We start from the raw sequence: 21,652 nt of genomic DNA, 5'->3' as shown, positions 1-21,652 counted from the left end.
TTTTGAAATCAATTATTAGGAGTGAGGCATCTTTATGAGCAGAGTTAAAAAGCGTGCCGGCTTTCGCATTCTGACAGGATTCATTATTGCTATTGTAATGGCTCTAAGTTCAGTGCCTGTTTATGCTGATTTTATCCCGATAGACTACGCATTGAATTCAACGGTAGGCAGCATTAAGACAAGCTCAATACGGGCAGGCTCCAAGCCGGAAAATGTATTTAAAGCTGGAATATCCGATTATTGGGATGTTGATCAGTCACAATCAACATCGGCTTCCGTTTCTCAGGGGAAAAACCAATTTTGGATTGCGGTTGACTTGAAAGAGCAAAAAGATATTTTTCAGTTTGTTGTTAACTTCCAAACTAATTTTACCCAGTTAAAGCAGAGAGCATCGCAGTATCGCATCGAGTATACCAATGACACCGATAAGTGGAGTGCACTGTCAACCACCACAATCGAGGGCTCTGGCGGCCTTGCTAATTATAACAAACCGGTTGGTTGGACTACTGTGGTAACCCAGAATACTGCAGATTTAGTTGATGGTAACGGTAATAAGACCATGACTTATACACTCGATAACATGATTAATGCCAGATACGTCATGCTGACAGGTGAAATGATACAGGGAGCGAGCTTTATACGGATTTACAACTTTATGGCCAATGGCAAACAGGAGATTGATCCGAAGCCGCCAGTAGTTTATCCGACCGAAAACATTGCAGATATCCTTCCGGTATACTCGGGCATGAGTCAGACTATAGGCCGTCCAGCCTTGGTTGAGCTAAATGGAAATGTCCCTAAGTTCACTGTTAAAGCCAAAAAAGATATTGTAATTGGCGGTGTGCTAAAGGACCCTGGCGGCAACCCTATATATTCATTCCCCCAACAGAACCTTGGCAAAGATGCGCTGTTAGAAATAACGCCATCTGCAACAGCAAGTCTTAAAGGCACGTATGTTATGAATTTCAATTTGAGTGATAACGGGAAACAATACTACGACAGCTATTATTTTACCGCAGTTACAGGTTCATCTGCCTATAATGACAGCACCCCCTATCCGGCTGTGGATAAAGGCAGTGACGGAAAGCTGGTTTACTTCCCTGACTATAAGGGAAATCGGGTTATAGACTATTCCGACGTAGGTTATAAGGGTGGGGGAGTTGCGATACCGAATGTTCCAGTAAAAATTATTCTTGAGCCGATTCCAGGCAATGGAGATGATTATACCCGCATACAGAATGCTATCGATGCCCTTAGTCGTATTGCCCCGGATGCGAACGGCTTTAGGGGAGCTATTCTTTTAAAAGCGGGAACTTATAGAACGAGCAGTACGCTCAAAATTAGCGCGAGCGGTATCGTAATCAAGGGAGAAGGCAATGGCATGATTGACAAGAATGCCCCCGCTATTACCCAAGACAATTGGTATGATTATGCTCAGTCCGAAAACCCTGAATCCGATGTCACGAAGATTGTCGCAACCTGGAAGTCGTTAGCCTATGATAAAAGTACGGCAATTTTCAATGTTGCAGGGGGCAGAGATTCCGTTAGTGAAGCTGCGATTCATGTGGTTGACCAATATGTTCCGGCAGGAGCACATACCTTCCGGCTTGAAAGTGTCAATGGTCTTAATGCGGGAGATACCGTGAATGTGAAAAAAGCAACTAATCTTGCATGGGTTCACGATCTTTATATGGATGTAATAACCGAAATGCCAGGAGTTATTTCTGAAAATCAGTGGTCAAGTGACATGAGCTATTGGGATAGTCTGGTAAAGGAAAGAACTATTAAGGCAGTAGATCAAGCTACAAATACAATTACATTAAAGGAACCATTGGATGATTCTCTGGATATGAAATATGGAGTGTCCACCGTTACTAAATTCAGCACTTTAGGCAGAATAGAAAACGTTGGAATAGAGAATATTCAACTGATATCAAGGTTTGATAAAGCAGTTACAAGTGTAAGCACATCATTCGGAATGACATATAAGCAATATGAGGATGAACTCCATGCACAGGTTGGTGTGCGATTCTCGGACGCCCAAAATGTTTGGGTAAGAAACTATACCACCTATCATATTGATGTGGCTGTAACTGCTACCAATGGCGTGAAATGGCTAACTATTCAGGATGCCAATGTATTGGAGCCTGTAAGCAAAACTACGGCGGGTGAACGCCGTTATGGTTTTTCCATATCTGGAGGACAGCTGGTTTTGACACAAAGGGCCTTTGCCAGATATCCTCGTCACGGATATATCGTTATGGGTGGTATATCGGGACCTAATGTGTTTTACAACTCCACAGCCACTTATTCAATGGATGCAAGTGAGCCGCATCTTAGATGGTCTTCAGGAGGACTTTATGACAGTATGAATGCTCGGATTTACATTCAGAACAGATGGAATAATGGTACAGCCCATGGCTGGGCGGGCGTCAACTATACGTTGTGGAACAACAATGGTCCGTATATCATAAGTCAGCCGCCACTCGATGCCAACTATTTATTCGGACAGTCAGCCGCATCGGTTAGAGTACCCTTTATCATGGAGAATGTGGACCCTGGAAAAGTTCCCAATTTCCCGGCATATGAGTACAGTAATGGGACAGCCGTTAATCCGGCAAGCCTATATATTCAGCAGCTTACGGATAGGCTTGGCCTCCAAGCTGTAGCTAAAATAAGCTCATCAACTGTTCCAAATTATATGGATGAGTCTGGTACGCTGAACACCTATGTTCCGAAGCTGTCAGGCATATATCTGGATGGTCAGCTTATTAACGGGTTTAACCCGGAAACAACAATGTATTCGGTACCCATTCCGCTTGATTATGAAAATTTGCCTGTTCTTACGGCTATAGGGGAGAATGGCTCTACAGTAACGATAACCACGCCAAACGATGCTGCAAAAAGCCCGTTTATAATTAAGGTTCATAAAGGTACAGATATTGACGGTTCTTATTCAGTTAATTATGATATTATCCCCAAAACAGAAACAATTACAGCAAGCAACGGAAGCAGCAGTGTAATCAATCTAATTGATAGCAATAAGGATACCAGCTGGTCGGCTTCGTCAAATGGAGGAGTTTGGGTACGTTTCTACCTTGGCGATACGCCAAAGATAATAAACAGTGTTTCTATAGGCTTCAATAAAGATACGCAAAACAGGAGACAATACTATTTTGATATTGAAACATCAATGGATGGAATCAACTGGACGAAGCAATCGAATCCGGCTTGGCAGCTTGATAATCTTGGAAACGGCCATATTATGAGCCACCAGGTTTTACCTGGAACAGAGTCTTCTCTGGCTGATGTTGAAACGTTCTTATTAGGGGCGCCCGTGCAGGCACGACTGGTTCGCATAACGGGCTACGGGACCCGAATAGGGACCGGGACTGGAACAGCTACTGCTAACAGTTATTTCTCCATGGAGCTTGGAGTCACGGATGGCGGCACGGTGGATACAATACCGCCAGTATGGCCAGTTAACAGTAGTATGACAGCTTCTAATGTTAGCCCTTCGGGGGCTACTCTTAATTGGTCAGCTGCAGCTGATAATATAGGGGTAACCAGATATAAGATTTACACAGTTACAGGCAATACCTATTCTGAGATCGCTTCCTTAAGCAGCCCGTTGACCCAATACAATCTGACGCAATTAAACCCGGACACTAACTATACGTTTACAGTCAAGGCAGCCGACGGAGCTGGGAACTGGAGCATGTATGGCCCTAGCGCTTCAATTCATACACCAACAAACGCCTCCGTAAGCCTTGTCACCTATATCAATTTATCTAGTAGTGGCGGTTCCGCAATCCATACTAAAGGAGGAACACTACAATTATCTGCCACGGTATTGCCTGTTAATGCGAGTAATAAGTCGGTTACTTGGTCGGTATATAACATCGACGGAACAGCCACTAATTTGGGGACAATTGATCAGAACGGGTTGTTGACTGCATTATTAAATGGAACCGTTAAAGTGGAGGCAGCAGCCAAAGACAGCTCCGGCGTCAAAGGACAAATGATGATCACAATCAGCGGTCAAGACGCTGCTCCCGCTCTATCTGCGACTTTACTTGGCAGCTCCAGCGTGAATTCAGGGCAAACCCTTGATTTGATCTACGGGTTAAACAATGGGATTCAGACTGTAAATGGAAAGATCTATGCTCAAGATCTGACTATAAACTATGATCCGGTGCAATTGGAATGGCTCTCTGTAACTCCATTGCTTAACGGTATCTTCATCAGTAAGTCCGAAACCTTAGGGCAGGTCCGAATTATTGCAGCAAGTGAAGGCTCTAACTATGCAATTAACCCAAACAACAGCGGAGCTATTCTGAAGCTGGGCTTTAAAGCCCGCTCCATTTCCCAATCTGCAACAAGTGCAGTAACTGTATCTAAGGTTGCTGTCTCTGACGGTGACGGGATAGTGAGCCAAGCAGAAGGAGCCACTTATACAGTACAAATTCATGTGGTCGATAAAGCACCTCTGAATGCGTTAATTCAAGATGCTCAGGCTCTATATAATTCAGCTGTGGAGGGCAACCAGCCAGGACAGTATCCAGCGGGGTCAAAAGCGATTCTGCAGGCCGCTATTGATAAAGCTAGGGCTGCAGCGGGCAGCGGGACTGTTTCACAAGAGCAGGTGAATCAGGAGCTCCAGCATTTGAATGCTTCCATACAGAGCTTCGTAGCTTCCGTTCATATTGCATTACAAGGAGACTTGAACGGAGACAACATCATTAATATCGGGGATTTGGCCATTGTTGCGAGTCATTATGGAGAAACCTTGGGAAGCCCTAATTGGCTTAATAGTGCGGATATCAATAAAGATGGTGTGATTGACATTGTGGACCTCGCAGCGGTAGCACAGAAAATCATTACTCCTTGAACGTCTTCAGAATGACGTTCGAGAGCTAGTGGAGCGATCCCCCACTAGCTCTGCCTTAAATAGCAACAAAGAGACTGCGATGGAATCTTTCCATCGCAGTCTCTCATTTGTGACGCAAATGCCGCTATATTGGATTATCTGAATTAGTTCATAAATTGCAGCAATTGCAATGATCTTTTCAGCATTACAGCCGCTTGGGCACGGGTTGCATTGTCATTCGGCGCAAATGTGCTGTCTGTAACACCATTCATGATACCCATACTAACAGAACGGGCAACAGCATCTTTCGCCCACCCGCTGATCGATGGGGCGTCTACGAATGAGGGGGTCCGTACAGGATATGCATTTACCTTTTTACCGGTCAGTGCTATAGCCCGTGTGATCATAACGGCCATCTGCTCTCGCGTAATATTGGCATTTGGACGGAACGTGCTGTCCTCATAGCCGTCTATTAAACCAGCTTTAACTGCGGCCCCAACTGCTGGAGCAAACCAATCTGAGGATTGGATATCAACAAACTTGGATGTATCAGATGCTGTAAGGCCAAGTCCGCGAGCCAGCAGTATAGCAAATTCCGCACGGGTAATTTGATTTTGAGGAGCAAAGCGGGTGTCGCTTTTGCCTTTGATGAGCAGTTTAGAAGTCAATTGCTCGACATCTGCTTTTGCCCAATGGCCCTCCATGTCTAAAAATGTCTTGGATGACTTTATAACCGTGTAGATGCTGTTACCGGTTCGTTGGATAGTAACCTGTAAGATACCGTTCGACTCTGTGAAGAGGGCTGGGACAAAGTTAATTTCCCCGGTGCTAGGATCGTAAATTACAGCAGCAGCCGTGTTTACATTGACTGAATCAGGTAAAACCAGAGTCCGGGGCACATAGGTCGAACCGAAGTCATTGACCGAAAGCGAGTTTCCGTTGGCTTCTGCTGTGATGTTAAATTCTATTGCATTCGTTAGTAATTGATATCCGGCTTCCTTTATTTTAGAGTCAAGTTGAGCAGCTGCAACTCCTTCAAGCTTTTGAATGGATATTGTGATTTTTATATCCTTTGCATCTGAATTCAGTGCACGGGTCAAGTCAGTCATATTCAGCGCTTTAAGAGGCAAGTCATAGCTAACGGTATCGAATTTTATGGAAATAACCGACTCGGATATTTTGGATAGAGCATATGCCAAACTATCAACGGGCAGCTGTACCTGTACGGCTTGAGTGTTTCCCCTTATTTCCAGTTCTATTTTACTTTGATTTCCGGAAGCAATTAATTGATCAACCGCTTGATTTAAAGCTGTCGCATCCAAATTCCATTTGGAAATGATACTTCCATCCGAGGTTTGCTCAAGCAGCGGGGAAGAATTAATAATATGTACTCCATCAGATGACTTACTGGGTCCATCTGCTGTCGGATTTCCAATATCGGGGGTACCAGTACTACTATTACTACCGCTGCTGCCCTTGTTGTTTACTAAAAGATTAGCTTGAGATCCCGAGTTCCATAACTGGTAATCAAGGTAATCGTCATGCTGGTTAACGGCTTTTACAGATCGCAGGATAATGGGAGAATTTCCAGAACTCTTACTAAAAAATGTAAATGTGCTTAGATTAAAATTACCGCTATTTACGTTATCCTTCCCTATATTGGTATGGGCAAAAGTGATGCGGTTTCCTTGCAGGATTGGAGTAATCGATAAACCGCCATCACCCATAATATTGACGGTTCGGACATATTCCAATTTATCCGGTTCATATTCCAATACAACTTCATAGCCATACAGATTGACTGCATGCTCAGCTTTGACCGTAACCTTCACTTCATTTCCTACTGTCACTTGCCCATTGTCTAAGGCCAGGCTGTAGACCGGAGCGCTGTCAGCTAATGTGGGTCCAGGATTAAACCACACTGCAAATAACAAAACAGCGACAAAAAGAAGATGGTTTGCTTTACGTAACATTGGGATGCCATCCTTTCGATTATCACTGGAGAGTAAGGGGAGAAGCGGAAACCATAAATGAAGCGCTTCCAAACACTAGATTTGAAGTCCAGAAGGGTCCTTTGAGAGCATTTTAACATCCATTTAGGTAAACGTTTACCTATCCGCTAAAATATTAATTAAGTAGCGCACCCCTCCATTCTCTAATGAAGTATAATTAACGACCTAAAATAAAGCCTACCCTTGAGCAGCCATGCTTGCTATACACAGGAGAAAGCCCCGTATTTATTGAATCTAAGGCTAATTGGAGAGATTATAACATACCCTGTTTTGATATTACAATACCCAGAAAGAATGGTTGATTTACCCAAAAATAACTCTTGACTTCGCTTACATTCCAGCATAATATTAATTTTAGAACACGTGTGCATAAAAATTTTTGAGTTGTTTGGAACACGTGTGCATAAACGGAATAAAGCAACTCGGTTGCTTTTTATAACATTAGAAAAGTAAACGTTTCCCTGTTATAATTAATAAGTTAGTAAACGTTTACCTAAGGAGAGGTGTTATCAAATGGAAAAGCTGAAAAAGAAGAAATACGCTACCCTAAATGACGTGGCCAAGTTGGCAGAGACATCTATAGCCACCGTTTCATATATCCTTAACGACTCAAATAAACGTTATGTGAGTGAGGATCTTAAGGAGAGGGTGCTGCAGGCAGCGAAAGAGCTGAATTACATGAAGAGCGCCGTGGCCAGCAGCTTGAAAGGTAAGGAGCGGGGCATCCTTGCTGTTCTGGTTCCGCAGTTCGACAATCCATTCTTTACCCGGATTATAATCGCGATAGAGGAAGCTGCACATCGACACGGATACTTTATTTCGATCAGTACAACCGTGGATGATATGGATAAGGAAAGACAAATTATCCAGAAGATGATTGAGCAGCGAGTAGACGGATTAATTATCAGCCCTAGTATTGGCGGGACCGAAAATACGGATCATCTGCGAAGCTTGGGTATCCCCTACGTAATTCTGGAAAGACCTTTGATTGGCGTTGAGCATTATGACTTCGTTGGTTCCGACAACTGGAACAGTGGTTACTCCGCCGTCAAGCATTTGGTTTCTCAAGGCCATACCCGTATCGGGTTTATTGGCTGGGATACATTTATTAACGTCCAAGAAAGGAAGCTGGGATATACAGCAGCTATGCACGAATGTGGTTTACAGTTGGAATCTAAATGGATTCAATTAGGTGACCTTAGCTCTGCGGAAGGTTATCGCTTAACAGAGCCGTTTCTTAATTCAAATGTAACCGCTATCGTTTTTGGACACCATATTATGGCAGAGGGGGGAATACAGTTATTAAGAGAGAAAGGGGTGAGAATACCGGAAGATTTTTCTGTGGTAATTATTGGAACACCGAGTTGGACTCAATTGAATGTACCTAAGTTTACATGTATCAGTCAGTCTGAGCAGCAAATCGGTGAGGTAGCTATGAAAGCTTTGATGAGAAGTATTTTAGACGAATCGGAAACCGAGCAATGGCATCAGGAGAAAATAGCTTGTGAGCTTATGCTGGGCGAATCGGTCAAGAAACTAAACTAATGGAGGTTGTATTTTATGAATCAAAAGGCAGTTGTTTGGGGTATTGCGGCAGTTGTTGTGGTTGGCCTTGCTATAGCTTGGCCAAAGGTTTCCTCAGTTTTCAAAGCATCGGAAGCAAACTGGCCGGCCAAAGATATTACTATAGTGGTTCCTTATAATCCAGGCGGAGGAACGGATCTTACCACAAGAGCAGTAGCGGACGAAATGGGCAAAGCATTGGGGAAAAATATTTCCGTAGTCAACACCCCGGGAGCAAGCGGATCGGTAGGAACATTGAATGTTCAAAACGCTCCTCATGATGGATATACAATAATGGGTAACGGTTTTATGTCCTTTGTAAGCTACCCGGTTATGGGCTATACAGAGAAAACACATCGTGATTGGCATATGTGGATTGCTGCCTTTTCTCCAAATGTCATATCTGTGAAAGCGGATTCAAAGTACAAGGATGTCAAGGAATTGATCAAAGGCATCAAAGACAATCCGGGTAGCGTATCCTTCGGTACTGCGGGTATTGGTACAGGCGGGCATATTGCGAGCGAAGTGTTGAAGTCTTCTCTTGGTTTTAACTACAAGCATGTACCTTATCAAGGTGGAAATCCTGCGATTATCGCTGCTATTGCCGGTGAAGTGGATGCTGTTCCTCAATTATCTATGGAAATGGTCGATATGTTCAGAGGTAAAAAATTAAAAGGTCTAGCAGCACTTACAGATAAACCGTTGGTTATTGAAGGCGCTGACCCGATTCCTTCCATTGCTGAGTTAGTTCCAGAAATGAAACCGTCCGTTCCACTTGGTGAAGCATTTGGTATTGCAGTACCTAAAGATACTCCTGAGGCTGTTGTGAAAAAAATCGATGAAGCTTTCAAAAAAGCAATAGCCAGCGAAAGCATCAAGAAATTTGCCAAAGAAAAAGGCGTGGAGATACTAGGCTACAGCGGTGATGAATCTCAAAAATATGTGGAAAAGCTTGCTTCAACTGTAGACTGGGCTTTGTTTGATGGCGGCGTAGCTAAGATTTCTCCTGAGAAATTTAATATCAAAAAACCAGCTAAATAATTTCAATGAAATAAGGTGAGCAGCAGATGGAGAAAAAATCGGAAATAATGGTAGAGAAGGTCAGGCATCTTGATTTTGCATCATCAATCTGTTTATTTCTGTTATCGTTATTTATTGTTTTGGAAAGCAATTTTATCCGTACAGACGCTGGAGGACCGCTATATTCATCTCCGGGGTTATTGCCATTATTTATTGGCAGCATGCTTATGCTTTGTTCGATCATCTTATTTTTCAAAAGTTTAAAAAATGCCGGAATTACAGGTAATTTCCGAGCTTTAGGTGCATGGTTTCCTCAATTCATTAAAGATAAAGATGTTTTAAACATGTTGGCAGGCATCGCAATTATCGGAATTTTCACATTTGTTCTAGTACCCAGATTTCCATTCATGCTGTCTTCATTTATCTTTTTAGTTTTTCTGATGAAGATTATGGAAGCAGGATCTTATCGTAAAATCATTCTGACAGCGGCTTCCGTAAGTATTTTCATCTATGTGCTTTTCGAAATTGGCTTCAAGGTGTCATTACCTTAAGGAAAGGGTAGGGGAAACATGGGCTTACATTATTTTCTGGAATCTCTTTATTTGCTCATTACACCGGTTAATATTTTGGTGCTCGTCCTTTCTGTATTGTTCGGACTGATCGCTGGCGTGCTTCCGGGACTAACTTCAACGATGGCAATAGCACTGTTGACTGGATTAACTTATGGTATTGGTGCGGAGTCAGCTATTTTATCCTTGGTCGGCGTCTATGTCGGTGCGATATCGGGAGGGGTTCAGACGGCTATTCTGTTGAACATCCCCGGGACGCCTGCCTCAGCGGCAACTGCTTTGGATGGCTACAAGATTGGACAGAGGGGGGAAGCCGGCCTAGGTATATTTATCGGAAATGCCTCTGCTTTTCTTGGTACTATATTCGGTGCTATTTGTGTCTTGCTGTTAACACCGCTTCTGTCATCGTTATCGTTAAAGTTCGGTTCTTGGGAGTTCTTTTTGCTGGCTCTCTTCGGCGTACTGATTTGCGGCAGCTTGACATCAGGTGGAGACTCGATTAAAGGCTGGATCTCCGGTTTGCTGGGATTATTCGTAGCACAAATCGGCTTAGATTCAATGAATTCATATCCGCGTTTTTCCTTTGGGCATGTGGAATTGATGGCAGGGCTTTCATTAGTTCCGATCATGATTGGATTGTTTGGTTTCCCTGAAATCGTAAATTCATTCAAACAAAATCAACTGAAGATTCCTACAGAGGTTCTCACCCTAAGAGTAAAAAGGGGATTGCAGATCATTAAAGGGAAAATACCAACGGTATTCAGATCGGGGTTCATCGGTGTCGTCGTTGGACTTATTCCTGGGGTAGGAGAGGATGTTGCTGGCTGGGTATCGTACTGGGCCGCCAAATTGCGCAGTAAAAATAAAGAAGAATTCGGTAATGGCGCTTATGAAGGTGTTATTGCTGCAGAAACAGGTATCAATTCCACTATCGGCGGACACATTATCCCGCTTCTGACTTTGGCTATACCAGGTAGTACCTCTTCTGCCGTACTTCTTGCGGCGATGTGGCTACATGGCTATAGACCGGGTCCGCTTATGATGAGCGAAAATCCTGGATTTATTTATACGATGAGTATGTATTTGGTTGCAAGTGCTTTTGTTATGCTAATCCTGGGTCTGCTTATTTCCCGATACACAGTTAAGGTTTTACGGATTGACAAACGAATTCTCATGCCGGTTATTTTCGTCATTTGTGCTGTAGGCTCATTCGTAATTGATAGCAAAATTTCAAGTATTTATGTCATGTTTATTTTCGGTATTATAGGGCTGCTTATGTCTAAGCTGAATTATCCGGCATCACCATTTTTGCTCGGAGTTGTTCTTGGGCCGATGGCAGATTCCAATTTAAGAAGAGCTTTGGTGTTGTCAGACGGCAGTCTGGAGCCTTTCTTTACAAGACCATTGTGCCTTGGATTGGTGTTCTGCATTTTGATCTTAATTATGTCGCAATTTAACATGTTTAGTAAGCTGAAGACAGTTATCTTCAAGAAGAAGGACACCGTGGAGGAACATCGCTAATGATAAGGGTTAATGTAGGCATTGTCGGTAGTGGATTTATCGCAACGACTCATGGTGACTGTTATAAAAAAGTATTCGGCATTGACGTCTGTCTTAAAACAGTAGCATCAACCAATAAGAGGACGAGGTCATTTGCCGAGAAATTCGGGATAGAGAAGATTTATACCGAGTTTGAACAGCTGCTAGAGGATAAAGAGATTGATGTTGTTGATATTTGTACCCCCGCATACCTGCACGAGGAAATGACGGTTCGCGCGCTGCAAGCGGGTAAACATGTCATTTGTGAAAAGCCGATGACAGGATATTATGGAACGTTGGGTGACGCTAATGTGGGCCTTAACGTTTCCAAAGAAATGATGTATCACGATGTGATCAGGCGCATGGATAAGCTTAGAGAAGTAGCGGAGCAAAGCGGGAAGCTGTTCATGTATGCAGAGAACTGGGTTTATGCGCCTTCCATTACCAAATGCTCAGAAATCATTCAAGCTAGAAAAAGCAAGCTGCTTCTGTTGAAAGGTGAAGAAAGCCACGGCGGTTCCCATGCAGCTCATGCTGCTCTATGGAATCATACGGGAGGCGGAGCTTTGATCAGGCAAGGCTGCCACCCATTATCGGCGATTCTTTACTTGAAGAAAGTAGAGGCAAAGGCTAGAAATGAACAAATTACGATTCAGAGTGTAGTTGCCGAGATTGGAAATATCACCAATCAATTGAGCGAAGAAGATAGGGGAGTTATCGCTGCCCGTCCCGTTGACGTCGAAGACTGGGCGAATGTGACCCTGACTTTCTCGGATGGAACGAAGGCTAACGTTATGGCAGGAGATATGATTGTTGGCGGGGTAAGAAACATTGTAGAGGTCTATTCCCCGGAAAGCGCACATCTGTGTAATCTAACGCCAAACAATCATATGCTGTCTTATTTCGCTGATGAGTCGAATTTGGAGAACACTTTTATTAGTGAGAAAGTAGAAACGAAACAAGGCTGGCAGTTCGTTAGCGCATTGGATGATATCATGAGAGGCTATGTCGACGAATTTCAGGATTTTATGGAATGTGTGGCTTATAATCGACAGCCCAAATCGGATTTCGATCTTGCTTATGATTCAATGAAAACGATATATGCAGCTTATTGGTCGGCTAGTGAAGGCAAAAGAATTCATGTTTAAAAAGTCATATTATAGAGAGTATGAAGATTCAGTCAGATTACTTGCATAAGCAGGATAAGAATCTTCATGAGGAGGAGCGGAGACATGGACAAACAGCAATATGGATTTGCAATCGTTGGTGCTGGAGTAATAGGGCAAACTCATGCGGAGCGTTTATTAAGTGTAGATAAAGGGAAATTAGTAGTCATTTGCGATGAAGTCGTAGACAAAGCCAAGGAGCTTGCTGAAAAATATGGTTGCGAATGGTCCAGCAATTTGGATGAAGTGCTCGCGCGCACGGATGTGGATATTGTTAATATTTGTTTGCCTAGTGGAATGCACGCCAAGTATACGATAGCAGCTGCACGAGCAGGCAAACATGTTATCACTGAGAAACCGATGGATATTACTTCAGACAATGCTTTGCAAATGATCCAGGAATGCCGTAAAGCAGGCGTGAAGCTAGCGGTTATATCCCAGCATCGCTTGCAGGCTTCTACGCAACAAATCAAGCAGGATATTGAAAGCGGCAAATTCGGGAAATTAATTATTGGAACCGGTGCAATCAACTGGTACCGATCGCAGGAGTACTATGACAGTGGGGCATGGCGCGGGACTTGGGCATTTGATGGTGGCGGAGCATTAATGAACCAAGGCGTACACACGGTTGACGTTTTGCAATATTTGATGGGGCCAGTTGAAAGTGTGCATGCCGCCTGCGAAACATTAGGTCATGAGCGAATTGAAGTAGAGGATGCAGCCGTAGCGACATTGCGTTTTCGTAATGGAGCTATAGGAACACTAGTCGCCACTACTTGCGCGTATCCAGGTCTTACGACCCGTGTCGAAATCTTCGGACAAGATGGCAGTGCCGTTATTGAAGGAGATGAGCTGGTATTTAGAAAGTTGAAGTCTGAATCGGGTGAGGATGGAAGTAACGCAAGCCATAGCTCAGTCAGTAAGAGCAATAAAGGGAACGGAACAACGGCTGCTGATCCAACAGCGATTGAAGGTGCAGGTCATATTAAACAGATGAATGATATGATAGCTGCCATTGAGGAGAATCGTGAACCGATTATTAATGGAGAAGAGGGCTACAAGCCTCTGGAGATCATCTTGGCTATTTACGAATCTGCACGTACCGGTCAAACTGTTCAGCTATCAAAGCTGGTTGGAGCTGTGTAAGTAAACGTTTACCTGATAGCGAATATTCATTAGAATAAGTATAAGGGTCTGTCCTAAAAGTCATTTTTGGACGGCCCACACACTACTTTATCCTGAATAGCTGGTTGCAAAGAACCCTCAATTCCGATTTGGAATTAAAGGTTCTTTTGCACTTTTTATGAGTCTCACTAGGGTACTCTTTTGAGACTTTTGAGACTACGGGTATTCTCAGCGATGCTGAGATGAGGTCACATTCCAACGTATGTTAATGTTGAGTCGGGATTTGGGGTTCGATTACGGCATTGGGTTGTCCTGCTAAAAAACGATTGACACTAGACAATGTAAACGCTAAAATTAACTTGTACAGTATTAACGTTAATACACCAAGCAGCTGCATAATCAGTAAACAGTATGAAGATTAGAGGTGATTCGTTATATGGAGTTAACGGGAATAGTGGCCGTAGTTTCTGGTGCGAGCTCAGGCGTAGGTCTCGCAACCTTGAAGGCTTTGGTGCAAAAAGGTGCATATGTAGTTGCACTTGCCAGGAATGAGCAAAATTTGATACAAGCTATAGAGTCCATTCATCCAGATTTAAAAAAGAACATAATCCCTATTGCCACAGATGTTAGAAATGAGACATCCGTAAAAATTGCAATTGACCATGCAGCTACCCAATTTGGTCATATTGATATTTTAATTAATGCGGCTGGAGTCAGTATGAGTGGCAAGCAATTGGTACAGGAAATTGATCTCGCTGAGTGGAATCGGATTATGGAAACGAATTTAACTGGAACTTTTCTTATGTGCCGTGAAGCGCTCCTCAAGATGACAGAGAGAAACTCCGGATATATTATTAATATTTTATCAACGGCGGCTTTTCAAGTCTCAGGAGGGAACAGTATTTATGCCGCTTCTAAATTTGGCGCAAGAGCTTTAACGGAAGCTATGATTGCAGCTAACAGGCGCTCCGGAATTCGGGTAACTTCTATCAGCCCAGGGGCAATCGACACTAACATCTGGAGTCATAAATTAAATCCTGTTTCACAGGAAAGCAGAGACACGATGCTGAAAGCGGAGAGTATTGCCGATATCGTTCTATTCCTTGTGAGTCAACCTCCTGAAGTACATATTGAGAATATTACGGTGACTCCCTGGTATCGGTGAATTCCGTAAGATGAGGGCTGGACTAGGATCATTTGCAGTAAATTTCTGATTTCTTAGAATGTATCACTTATAAGTGAAGTATCATGAAGGAGAGAGTACAATTGAAGACAAAAGCGTTGGGTAAAACGGATATCCAGGTTTCAAGCATTACTTTTGGCTGCTGGGAGCTCGGAGGAGGACCTTGGGAGTTTACAAGCGATGATAATAATATTAAAGCGATTCAGGCAGCCTTCGAGATGGGAATTACTACCTTTGATACGGCAGAGGGCTATGGGGATGGCCATTCAGAGGAAGTTGTTGGCACTGCTCTGGAAGGAAAGCGTAAGGAAACAGTAATTTCAACTAAAGTCAGTCGAGCTAATCTGGCACCGGCTAACGTACGCCGCTCTGCGGAAAGAAGCTTAAAGCAGCTGAGAACAGATTATGTGGATATTTATTATATCCATTGGCCAAGCTTTGAGATTCCGGTATCGGAAACCTTAAATGAATTTAATAAGCTGAAGGAAGAAGGCTTAATTCGTGCAATTGGGGTGTCTAATTTTTCATTAGAGCAGTTGAAGGAAGCATCGAACTACGTACAAATTGATGTCATTCAGCCTGAATACAGCCTGCTGCACCGGTCTATTGAAGAAGATATCGTTCCATATTGTGTGCAAGAAAACATTGGCATAATGAGCTATAGCTCTATCGCTAAAGGAATATTAACGGGAGCCTTTCACCTGAAAGGGAAACAACTGGACGAAGATGATTTCCGAAGTAAACGGCGGTTATTCTCCCCCGAGCATATGGAAAAATCAAGAGAATTGATTGTACTGCTCAAAGATATTGCAGAAGGAAAAAACAAGGCGATCTCACAGGTTGCTATCAGCTGGCTGCTTCATCAGCATGCTCTGACTACAGCTATAGTGGGCTCCCAAAGCATCAAGCATATGAAAGAAAATATTGAAGCAGTGGATATTGCTTTGACATCGGAAGAGCTAAGTGCTCTGGATACCCTAAGCCGTAAAGTCATTGCTGAAATAGACGCTGAATAAAGGAAGAAGGGTTTTTAGTATGTATGTTTATGCGGGCTGTATGACTGCCGAGGCATCTCCGAGCTTGTACCTGTGCGAGTTTCATGAAGAAGACGGGTCCCTTACTTTGGTCAACTCCTATAATGACATGTCCAAAACATCCTATTTGGCTGTTGATGCACCCGGAAATACTTTATATGCAGTAGGGATGGATTTTGAAAATGAAGGAATAGCGGCTTCGTATATATTCAATCCTGACACGACACAATTGCAGTTAGTTAGCAAACAAGCAACATTAGGTAAAAATCCAATCTATGTTAGCGCAGATCCAGATTTCACTACATTATTTGCAGCTAATTTCACGGGTGGGAGCATTATCGCTCTGCCATTGAAGCCAGGCGGGATCATGGAGGACATTTCCTGCTGCATCTCCTTCGAAGTTCACCATATAGGATTTGGCTCGAAGAACAAATCACGTCCGCATAGTATTGTGGTAGACCCGACAAACCGGTTTGTAGTCGTACCGGATTTGGGGACCGACCGGCTGTACATTTATGAAATAGATTATGCCCACCATGATTTGAAGCTGAAACAAACTATTTTTGTTGAACCCGGATCTGGTCCCAGACATTTTTTGTTTCATCCAACGAATCATTGCGCTTATATGATCAACGAGTATAGCTCGACTATCACCATATTTACTCATGATGCTTCGCAATGTGTTCTTGAGACGATTCAAACCGTATCAACTCTACCCGCAGATTTTGATGCGTTCAACAAATGTGCGGATATACAGTTATCTGCCTGTGGCAAATATGTATACGGTTCCAATCGCGGCCATGATAGTATTATCCAATATCGAATTGATGAAGACGGAAAGCTCACGTATGTGGGACATATATTCTCAGGAGGGAACAAGCCTCGGAGTATGGCTGTTTCTCCAAGCGGCAAATACATGTTGGTTGCCAACGAAGGGGCAAATCATGTTGCCTCATTTGCGATTAACCAGCACACAGGCGAACTGACTCCGGCCGGACAATTGAATTTGGAATCGAGTCCTATTTGCATCAAATTTATGATATAAGGGGAAACTTTCCGATTCTCTGCAACCTAACTTGATTGCTTATGGATAGAGACTGAGCTCTAAGCAAACAGGAAAAAGTCTTGCACGCAGATATGCGAGCAAGACTGTATACGAGCTGCACCGATTCGATTGGGAATGACATCTACTTAGAGCTGCAGCTTCTTTTTCATACGGACATGAGGGATGCCTGCATCCAGAAAGATTTCAGGCGATAGGGTAACATAGCCCAGCTTATGATAGAATGCTTCCGCTTGGCATTGTGCATCAAGAAGCGAGTAGTCAAAGCCTTGCTCGCGAGCCAGATCCTCCAGAGCGAGCACAATGGTTTTGCCTGCTCCTGTACCTCTTTGTTCCTTGCGGACGGCTATTCGCTGCAGCTTCATCGTTGTCTCATCATAAGGACGCATTCTTCCAGTAGCCAAAGCTTGTCCGTTGTCCAGTAGCAGCACATGCACACAGGCATCGGGACTTTGATCGAATTCGTCGATCTCGAGGCTTTCATCTACCTGCTGTTCTTGTATGAACACCTCATACCTAATAGCTAAGCACTGCTGTAATTGTTCTCTAGTTGTAACGATAAGAGTTGGTTTCACGGATAAGTCTCCTTTTTGTTCAAAAGAACCTTTGTCGAATGGCTAAAATGAAAGCTAGGAATAGGGTAACCTTCCATACGGCAATCGTCAAGCTGTTGTAAAATATTGAGAATTTAAAAGTAAAGCATTATTTCACCAATTAAAAAACAGAGCCATGGAGAAGGAGAAATGATATGAGTATTGTACACACCAATGAAGAGCCGTCCTCACAAGTTTACGAACAAATCCCTACCAGTCATTATTTGGTTGACAGCCGTAAAGGGCCTTATTATACAGGCGATTTCAAGATGGGCCTTAACTTTTACAGCTTCAGTCATAACTTGAACTCATGGGTGAATGGCAGCACGGATGGAGCCCCCCCAATCGATACGATGGAGGTTATCCGGTTCGCCAAAGAAGCGGGCTTCGACGCTGTCGATATTACCTCGTACTATATCCCGGGATATGATAATTATACGATGCCAACCCGATCAGATGAAGAGATTTTTGAATATGCAAGAAGTATTAAGAAGCTGTGTGAAGAGTTAGGGATTGCAATCAGCGGAACAGGGGTAAAGAATGATTTTGCCGATCCGAGCGATGAAAGACGTGCATTGGACGTTAAACGTGTCAAATATTGGATTGATGTGGCAGCTGTGATGGGAGCTCCTGTCATGAGAGTGTTTAATGGTGCGGTTCCAGAGGATATAAAGGATTCTAACTGGGAAACCATAGCAAGAGAGAGAATTGTACCGGCGCTTAGAGAATGTGCTGAATATGGTGCGGAAAAAGGAGTCATCATCGGTATGCAGAACCATGGAGACATGGTGTGTACAGCTGATCAGGTGATCCGGATTCTGAATTGGGTAGACCATCCTAACGTTGGACTAATCAATGATTCCGGTTTTTTCAAAAAGTTTCTTGAACGTACCGGTGAAGGTTATGCTTGGTATGACGATATTGAAGCAGTGCTTCCTTACACGGTGAACTTTCAGGTGAAAAGAAAGCCGGCCGGGGCTAATACAGACATTCTGGTTGATCTGGAGGAGCTCTTTACCCGAATCAGGTACAGCAATTACCGCGGTTATATTCCATTAGAAACATTGTGGGTGAATGGTGACAAGGATCATCCCAAGGACCTATCCGAGCCGCCTTTCGAACAAATAAAAGATTTTCTTGGCAAGATGAAGGCTGCCTCAGAAAGTACGAAAACATTACCGAAATAGTATCATAAAAATAAAACTGCCCTATTTGTTGATTTTGACATAGGGGCAGTTATTTTTTTGCTCAAAAAAGGCAAGCTGGTAGTATGGGTGTTTTTCCTGGGATTAAAGGAATTCTGAATACCGTTGCAGAATTGTATAGAGTGGATGACAGTTCTCATGATAAGGAACGGATTAACTGCAGAGGTGAGTAAAGTGAGCAAGCGAGTACGCCAAGAGGACATAGCCAAAGAACTTGGATTATCGATCAATTCCGTATCTTTAGCTTTAAAAAATAGCAAGCGAATTAATGAGGAAACAAGACAAAGAGTACAGCAGGTGGCCAAAGAATTAAACTATATTCCGAATTCCATCGCCCGTTCTCTTGTAGAAAAGAAATCGAAAATCATAGGATTCATCTTACCGAAAATAACGAATCCTGTCCAAATAGAGACGGCCCAGCTTATTGAAAGAAAACTTATGGCCAACGGATACAATATGATGCTTATGACCACCGATAGCGATAGAGATTATGAATCCTTCGCTCTGGACATCCTTGTATCCCGGCAGGTGGACGGCATATTCCTGTTTCCTACGAATAAACAAAATCAGGATAAAATCAGGTCCATACGAAATGCTCATATCCCGATGGTTCTTTTATCCGGTGGTAATTATGAGCCGGCGAGCGATTCCGTCTACATGAATCAGTATAAGGGCGCTTATAAAGCTACAGCCCATCTGGCCCAATTAGGTCATCGGCAGATCGCGTTTATTCATGGCGGGGCAGCGAATATGGAAAAATATACGGGATATCAAACGGCATTGAAGGATAACGGGATCGAGTTTAATCCGGAGCTTGTTATTACCGTCGACAAATATAGCTACGAACAAGGCTATCTGTCGGCTTCTAAGCTTTTTCCTCAGGGGGGAGTAACAGCCCTCTTGGCATCCAGCGATTATTTGGCGCTGGGAGCGCTGCGTTGGTGCCGCGAGCAAGGAATGCGAGTACCCGAGGATGTGGCTATTGTTGGCTTCGATGACCTGGAAGCAGCCCAATATGCTGAAATACCTCTGACTAGTGTAACCTATAAGGTAGAGGAATTAACTACTCTTGCCGTAGAACTGCTATATCGGTTGATAACCGAGCAGGAGCAGACTGCCAAGTCCAAACCGACAAGAATCGAAATCGAGCCTTCGCTGCAAATAAGGAGCTCATGTGGATATAAAAGCCAAAATAGTGAGGTCTCAGCATGCAAAAAAGGTTAAGCCGCAAACATTTCCGGGCTCGGCTGGAAGTCATGATTGGTACTTTGCGTCAAGAAATTCGGTCTGGCAAACTGGCGATTGGCAGCTACTTGCCTTCCGAAAGTGATTTGGAAAAGCAATTCGAGCTCAGCAATGCTTCCGTTCGCAGCGGTCTGAAGGTTCTGGTTGAGGATGGATACATCGAGAAAATACCACGGGTAGGCAATAAGGTACTGAATCCCTCATCTAAACAAAAGACCGTTATTAAATTTGGCTATGTCCATTCTTTTGCCCGAATAGTCGAGATGGAAGTGCTGCTGGCTGAGTTTTCCCGGCAATTTCCGCATATTATTGTACAGCCGATAGAGCTGTCGTCAAGCAGCTATTCCAAATCATTAAAGCAATATATGGAATCGGAGATCCTCGATGCAGTTTTGATCAATAATAATAATTTTCAGGATTTCATTGAAAATGGCTGTACGGACTTATTGGAGCCGATTGAGCAAATAGATGATATATATCCGTTCCTGACGCAACCATTTCAACAAGGAAAGGATACGCTGGTTCGTCCGTTCAATTATTCACCTGTAGTTTTATGCTATAACAAAAAACATTTCGAGCAGTCTCATGTTCCACAGCCAGACAGCAGCTGGGCATGGAGAGATCTTTTTAAATACGGCCAACAATTATCGGTAAAAAATGAAAGGTTCGGATTTTATTTTTATATGCCGTCGCGTAACCGCTGGCCGATCTTTATGCTGCAGAGTGGAACGAGCTTTCAAACGGATGCTAACGGAAAATACCAATTGCGGGGGAGCAAGATAATAGAAAGTCTGGAGGCGTGCAGAGAACTGCTGGCGATGACAGATGTTTTCCCAAGAATTTTGTCAGAGAGCGATGCCGATGCGGAGGCCCTCTTTCTGGAAGGAAAAGTTTCGGTTATTATGACAACCTATTTTTTCTTAAATCAGCTTAGGGATTCCAATATTTCCTTCGATGTTTCTCCATTGCCGGGGTTGCAGGATACGAGCACACTGCTCATTATTAATGGACTTGCCGTCAATAGCCGGTCTTCTAACAAAGAGGCAGCCAAACTGCTGGTCGATTTCCTGTCTTCCTACGAAATCCAATTATTGCTTCGCCGCAAAACGTTGAATATTACCGCACACCGACATGCTATGGAATGGGAGGGGGAGGAGTCCTTATATCGTCCCTCCAGATTTTTTTTGTATAGAGAAATTTTCCCAACCTTACGGTTGCTCACGGAGCTCGGCCTCAGCAATTACCAATTGAAAAGCATCCAACGTGATATTATGTTATTTTTGTCCGGCTTGCAAAATAGCGATGCGCTTAGCTCGAGGCTGGAACAATTGCTCATTGAGGCTAAAGAAAGCAACATCATTCAATCGTCCTAAAATTTTGCTTTTGCCAAACTAAATCGTAATAGGCATGCTTTAATACATAAAAGGTGCAGGCTCTGAAATAGAGCTTGCATCTTTTTTTGTCG

Annotated in this window: 15 protein-coding genes; 13 read left to right on the top strand and 2 right to left on the bottom strand. The window is 43.4% G+C overall.

The window, feature by feature from the left end; genetic code table 11:
• Positions 1–34 precede the first annotated feature (34 nt).
• Positions 35–4,891 (top strand): discoidin domain-containing protein, encoded by a 4,857-nt coding sequence (locus tag ACFQ0C_RS13540; RefSeq protein ID WP_379367566.1) that lies wholly within the window; start codon positions 35–37, stop codon positions 4,889–4,891.
• A gap of 143 nt (positions 4,892–5,034) precedes the next feature.
• On the opposite strand, the gene ACFQ0C_RS13535 is transcribed toward ACFQ0C_RS13540, so the two are convergent.
• Positions 5,035–6,843 carry an S-layer homology domain-containing protein gene (locus ACFQ0C_RS13535; RefSeq protein WP_379367564.1) on the bottom strand — a complete coding sequence of 603 codons (1,809 nt, stop codon included), beginning with the start codon at positions 6,841–6,843 and terminating at the stop codon, positions 5,035–5,037.
• A 552-nt stretch (positions 6,844–7,395) separates the two neighbouring features.
• On the opposite strand from ACFQ0C_RS13535, the gene ACFQ0C_RS13530 reads away from it, so the two are divergent.
• From ACFQ0C_RS13530 to ACFQ0C_RS13490, 9 genes are all read left to right on the top strand, one after another.
• Entirely contained in the window at positions 7,396–8,427 is a 1,032-nt protein-coding gene (locus tag ACFQ0C_RS13530; RefSeq protein ID WP_379367562.1) for a LacI family DNA-binding transcriptional regulator, read from the top strand.
• A 15-nt stretch (positions 8,428–8,442) separates the two neighbouring features.
• Entirely contained in the window at positions 8,443–9,486 is a 1,044-nt protein-coding gene (locus tag ACFQ0C_RS13525; protein ID WP_379367560.1) for a Bug family tripartite tricarboxylate transporter substrate binding protein, read from the top strand.
• A 26-nt stretch (positions 9,487–9,512) separates the two neighbouring features.
• On the top strand, positions 9,513–10,016 hold the full coding sequence (locus ACFQ0C_RS13520; RefSeq protein ID WP_379367558.1) for a tripartite tricarboxylate transporter TctB family protein: 504 nt from the start codon (positions 9,513–9,515) through the stop codon (positions 10,014–10,016).
• Between the two features lie 18 nt (positions 10,017–10,034).
• Positions 10,035–11,555, top strand: a complete 1,521-nt coding sequence (locus ACFQ0C_RS13515; protein ID WP_379367556.1) for a tripartite tricarboxylate transporter permease — start codon at positions 10,035–10,037, stop codon at positions 11,553–11,555.
• The gene (locus ACFQ0C_RS13510; RefSeq protein ID WP_379367554.1) at positions 11,555–12,721 is read left to right on the top strand and encodes a Gfo/Idh/MocA family protein; all 1,167 of its coding nucleotides are present in this window, start codon (positions 11,555–11,557) and stop codon (positions 12,719–12,721) included. The genes ACFQ0C_RS13515 and ACFQ0C_RS13510 overlap by 1 nt, the downstream gene beginning before the upstream one ends.
• Positions 12,722–12,805: 84 nt before the next feature.
• On the top strand, positions 12,806–13,885 hold the full coding sequence (locus tag ACFQ0C_RS13505; protein ID WP_379367552.1) for a Gfo/Idh/MocA family protein: 1,080 nt from the start codon (positions 12,806–12,808) through the stop codon (positions 13,883–13,885).
• 415 nt (positions 13,886–14,300) lie between these two features.
• On the top strand, positions 14,301–15,029 hold the full coding sequence (locus tag ACFQ0C_RS13500; RefSeq protein ID WP_379367550.1) for an SDR family oxidoreductase: 729 nt from the start codon (positions 14,301–14,303) through the stop codon (positions 15,027–15,029).
• Positions 15,030–15,130: 101 nt separating this feature from the next.
• Positions 15,131–16,063 (top strand): aldo/keto reductase, encoded by a 933-nt coding sequence (locus ACFQ0C_RS13495; RefSeq protein WP_379367548.1) that lies wholly within the window; start codon positions 15,131–15,133, stop codon positions 16,061–16,063.
• A gap of 19 nt (positions 16,064–16,082) precedes the next feature.
• On the top strand, positions 16,083–17,126 hold the full coding sequence (locus tag ACFQ0C_RS13490) for a lactonase family protein (RefSeq protein WP_379367546.1): 1,044 nt from the start codon (positions 16,083–16,085) through the stop codon (positions 17,124–17,126).
• A 146-nt stretch (positions 17,127–17,272) separates the two neighbouring features.
• Here the strand turns inward: ACFQ0C_RS13490 and ACFQ0C_RS13485 are convergent, their stop codons facing one another.
• Positions 17,273–17,719 carry a GNAT family N-acetyltransferase gene (locus ACFQ0C_RS13485; protein WP_379367544.1) on the bottom strand — a complete coding sequence of 149 codons (447 nt, stop codon included), beginning with the start codon at positions 17,717–17,719 and terminating at the stop codon, positions 17,273–17,275.
• A gap of 173 nt (positions 17,720–17,892) precedes the next feature.
• Here ACFQ0C_RS13485 and ACFQ0C_RS13480 point away from each other — a divergent pair, with 173 nt between their 5' ends.
• The 3 genes from ACFQ0C_RS13480 to ACFQ0C_RS13470 all read left to right on the top strand — a co-directional run bounded on the left by ACFQ0C_RS13480 (position 17,893) and on the right by ACFQ0C_RS13470 (position 21,560).
• Complete coding sequence (locus ACFQ0C_RS13480; protein ID WP_379367542.1) at positions 17,893–18,924, top strand: sugar phosphate isomerase/epimerase family protein; 1,032 nt, start codon at positions 17,893–17,895, stop codon at positions 18,922–18,924.
• A 156-nt stretch (positions 18,925–19,080) separates the two neighbouring features.
• Positions 19,081–20,166 carry a LacI family DNA-binding transcriptional regulator gene (locus tag ACFQ0C_RS13475; RefSeq protein ID WP_379367540.1) on the top strand — a complete coding sequence of 362 codons (1,086 nt, stop codon included), beginning with the start codon at positions 19,081–19,083 and terminating at the stop codon, positions 20,164–20,166.
• Positions 20,151–21,560, top strand: coding sequence for an extracellular solute-binding protein (locus ACFQ0C_RS13470; protein ID WP_379367538.1), 1,410 nt, complete (start codon positions 20,151–20,153; stop codon positions 21,558–21,560). The genes ACFQ0C_RS13475 and ACFQ0C_RS13470 overlap by 16 nt, the downstream gene beginning before the upstream one ends.
• Positions 21,561–21,652 lie beyond the last annotated feature (92 nt).

The organism is Paenibacillus sp. GCM10027630, assembly GCF_042676305.1.
Taxonomy (GTDB): Bacteria; Bacillota; Bacilli; order Paenibacillales; family NBRC-103111; genus Paenibacillus_S.
Note: the sequence above shows the minus strand (reverse complement) of the source record. Positions and strands in the feature narration are given on the sequence as shown.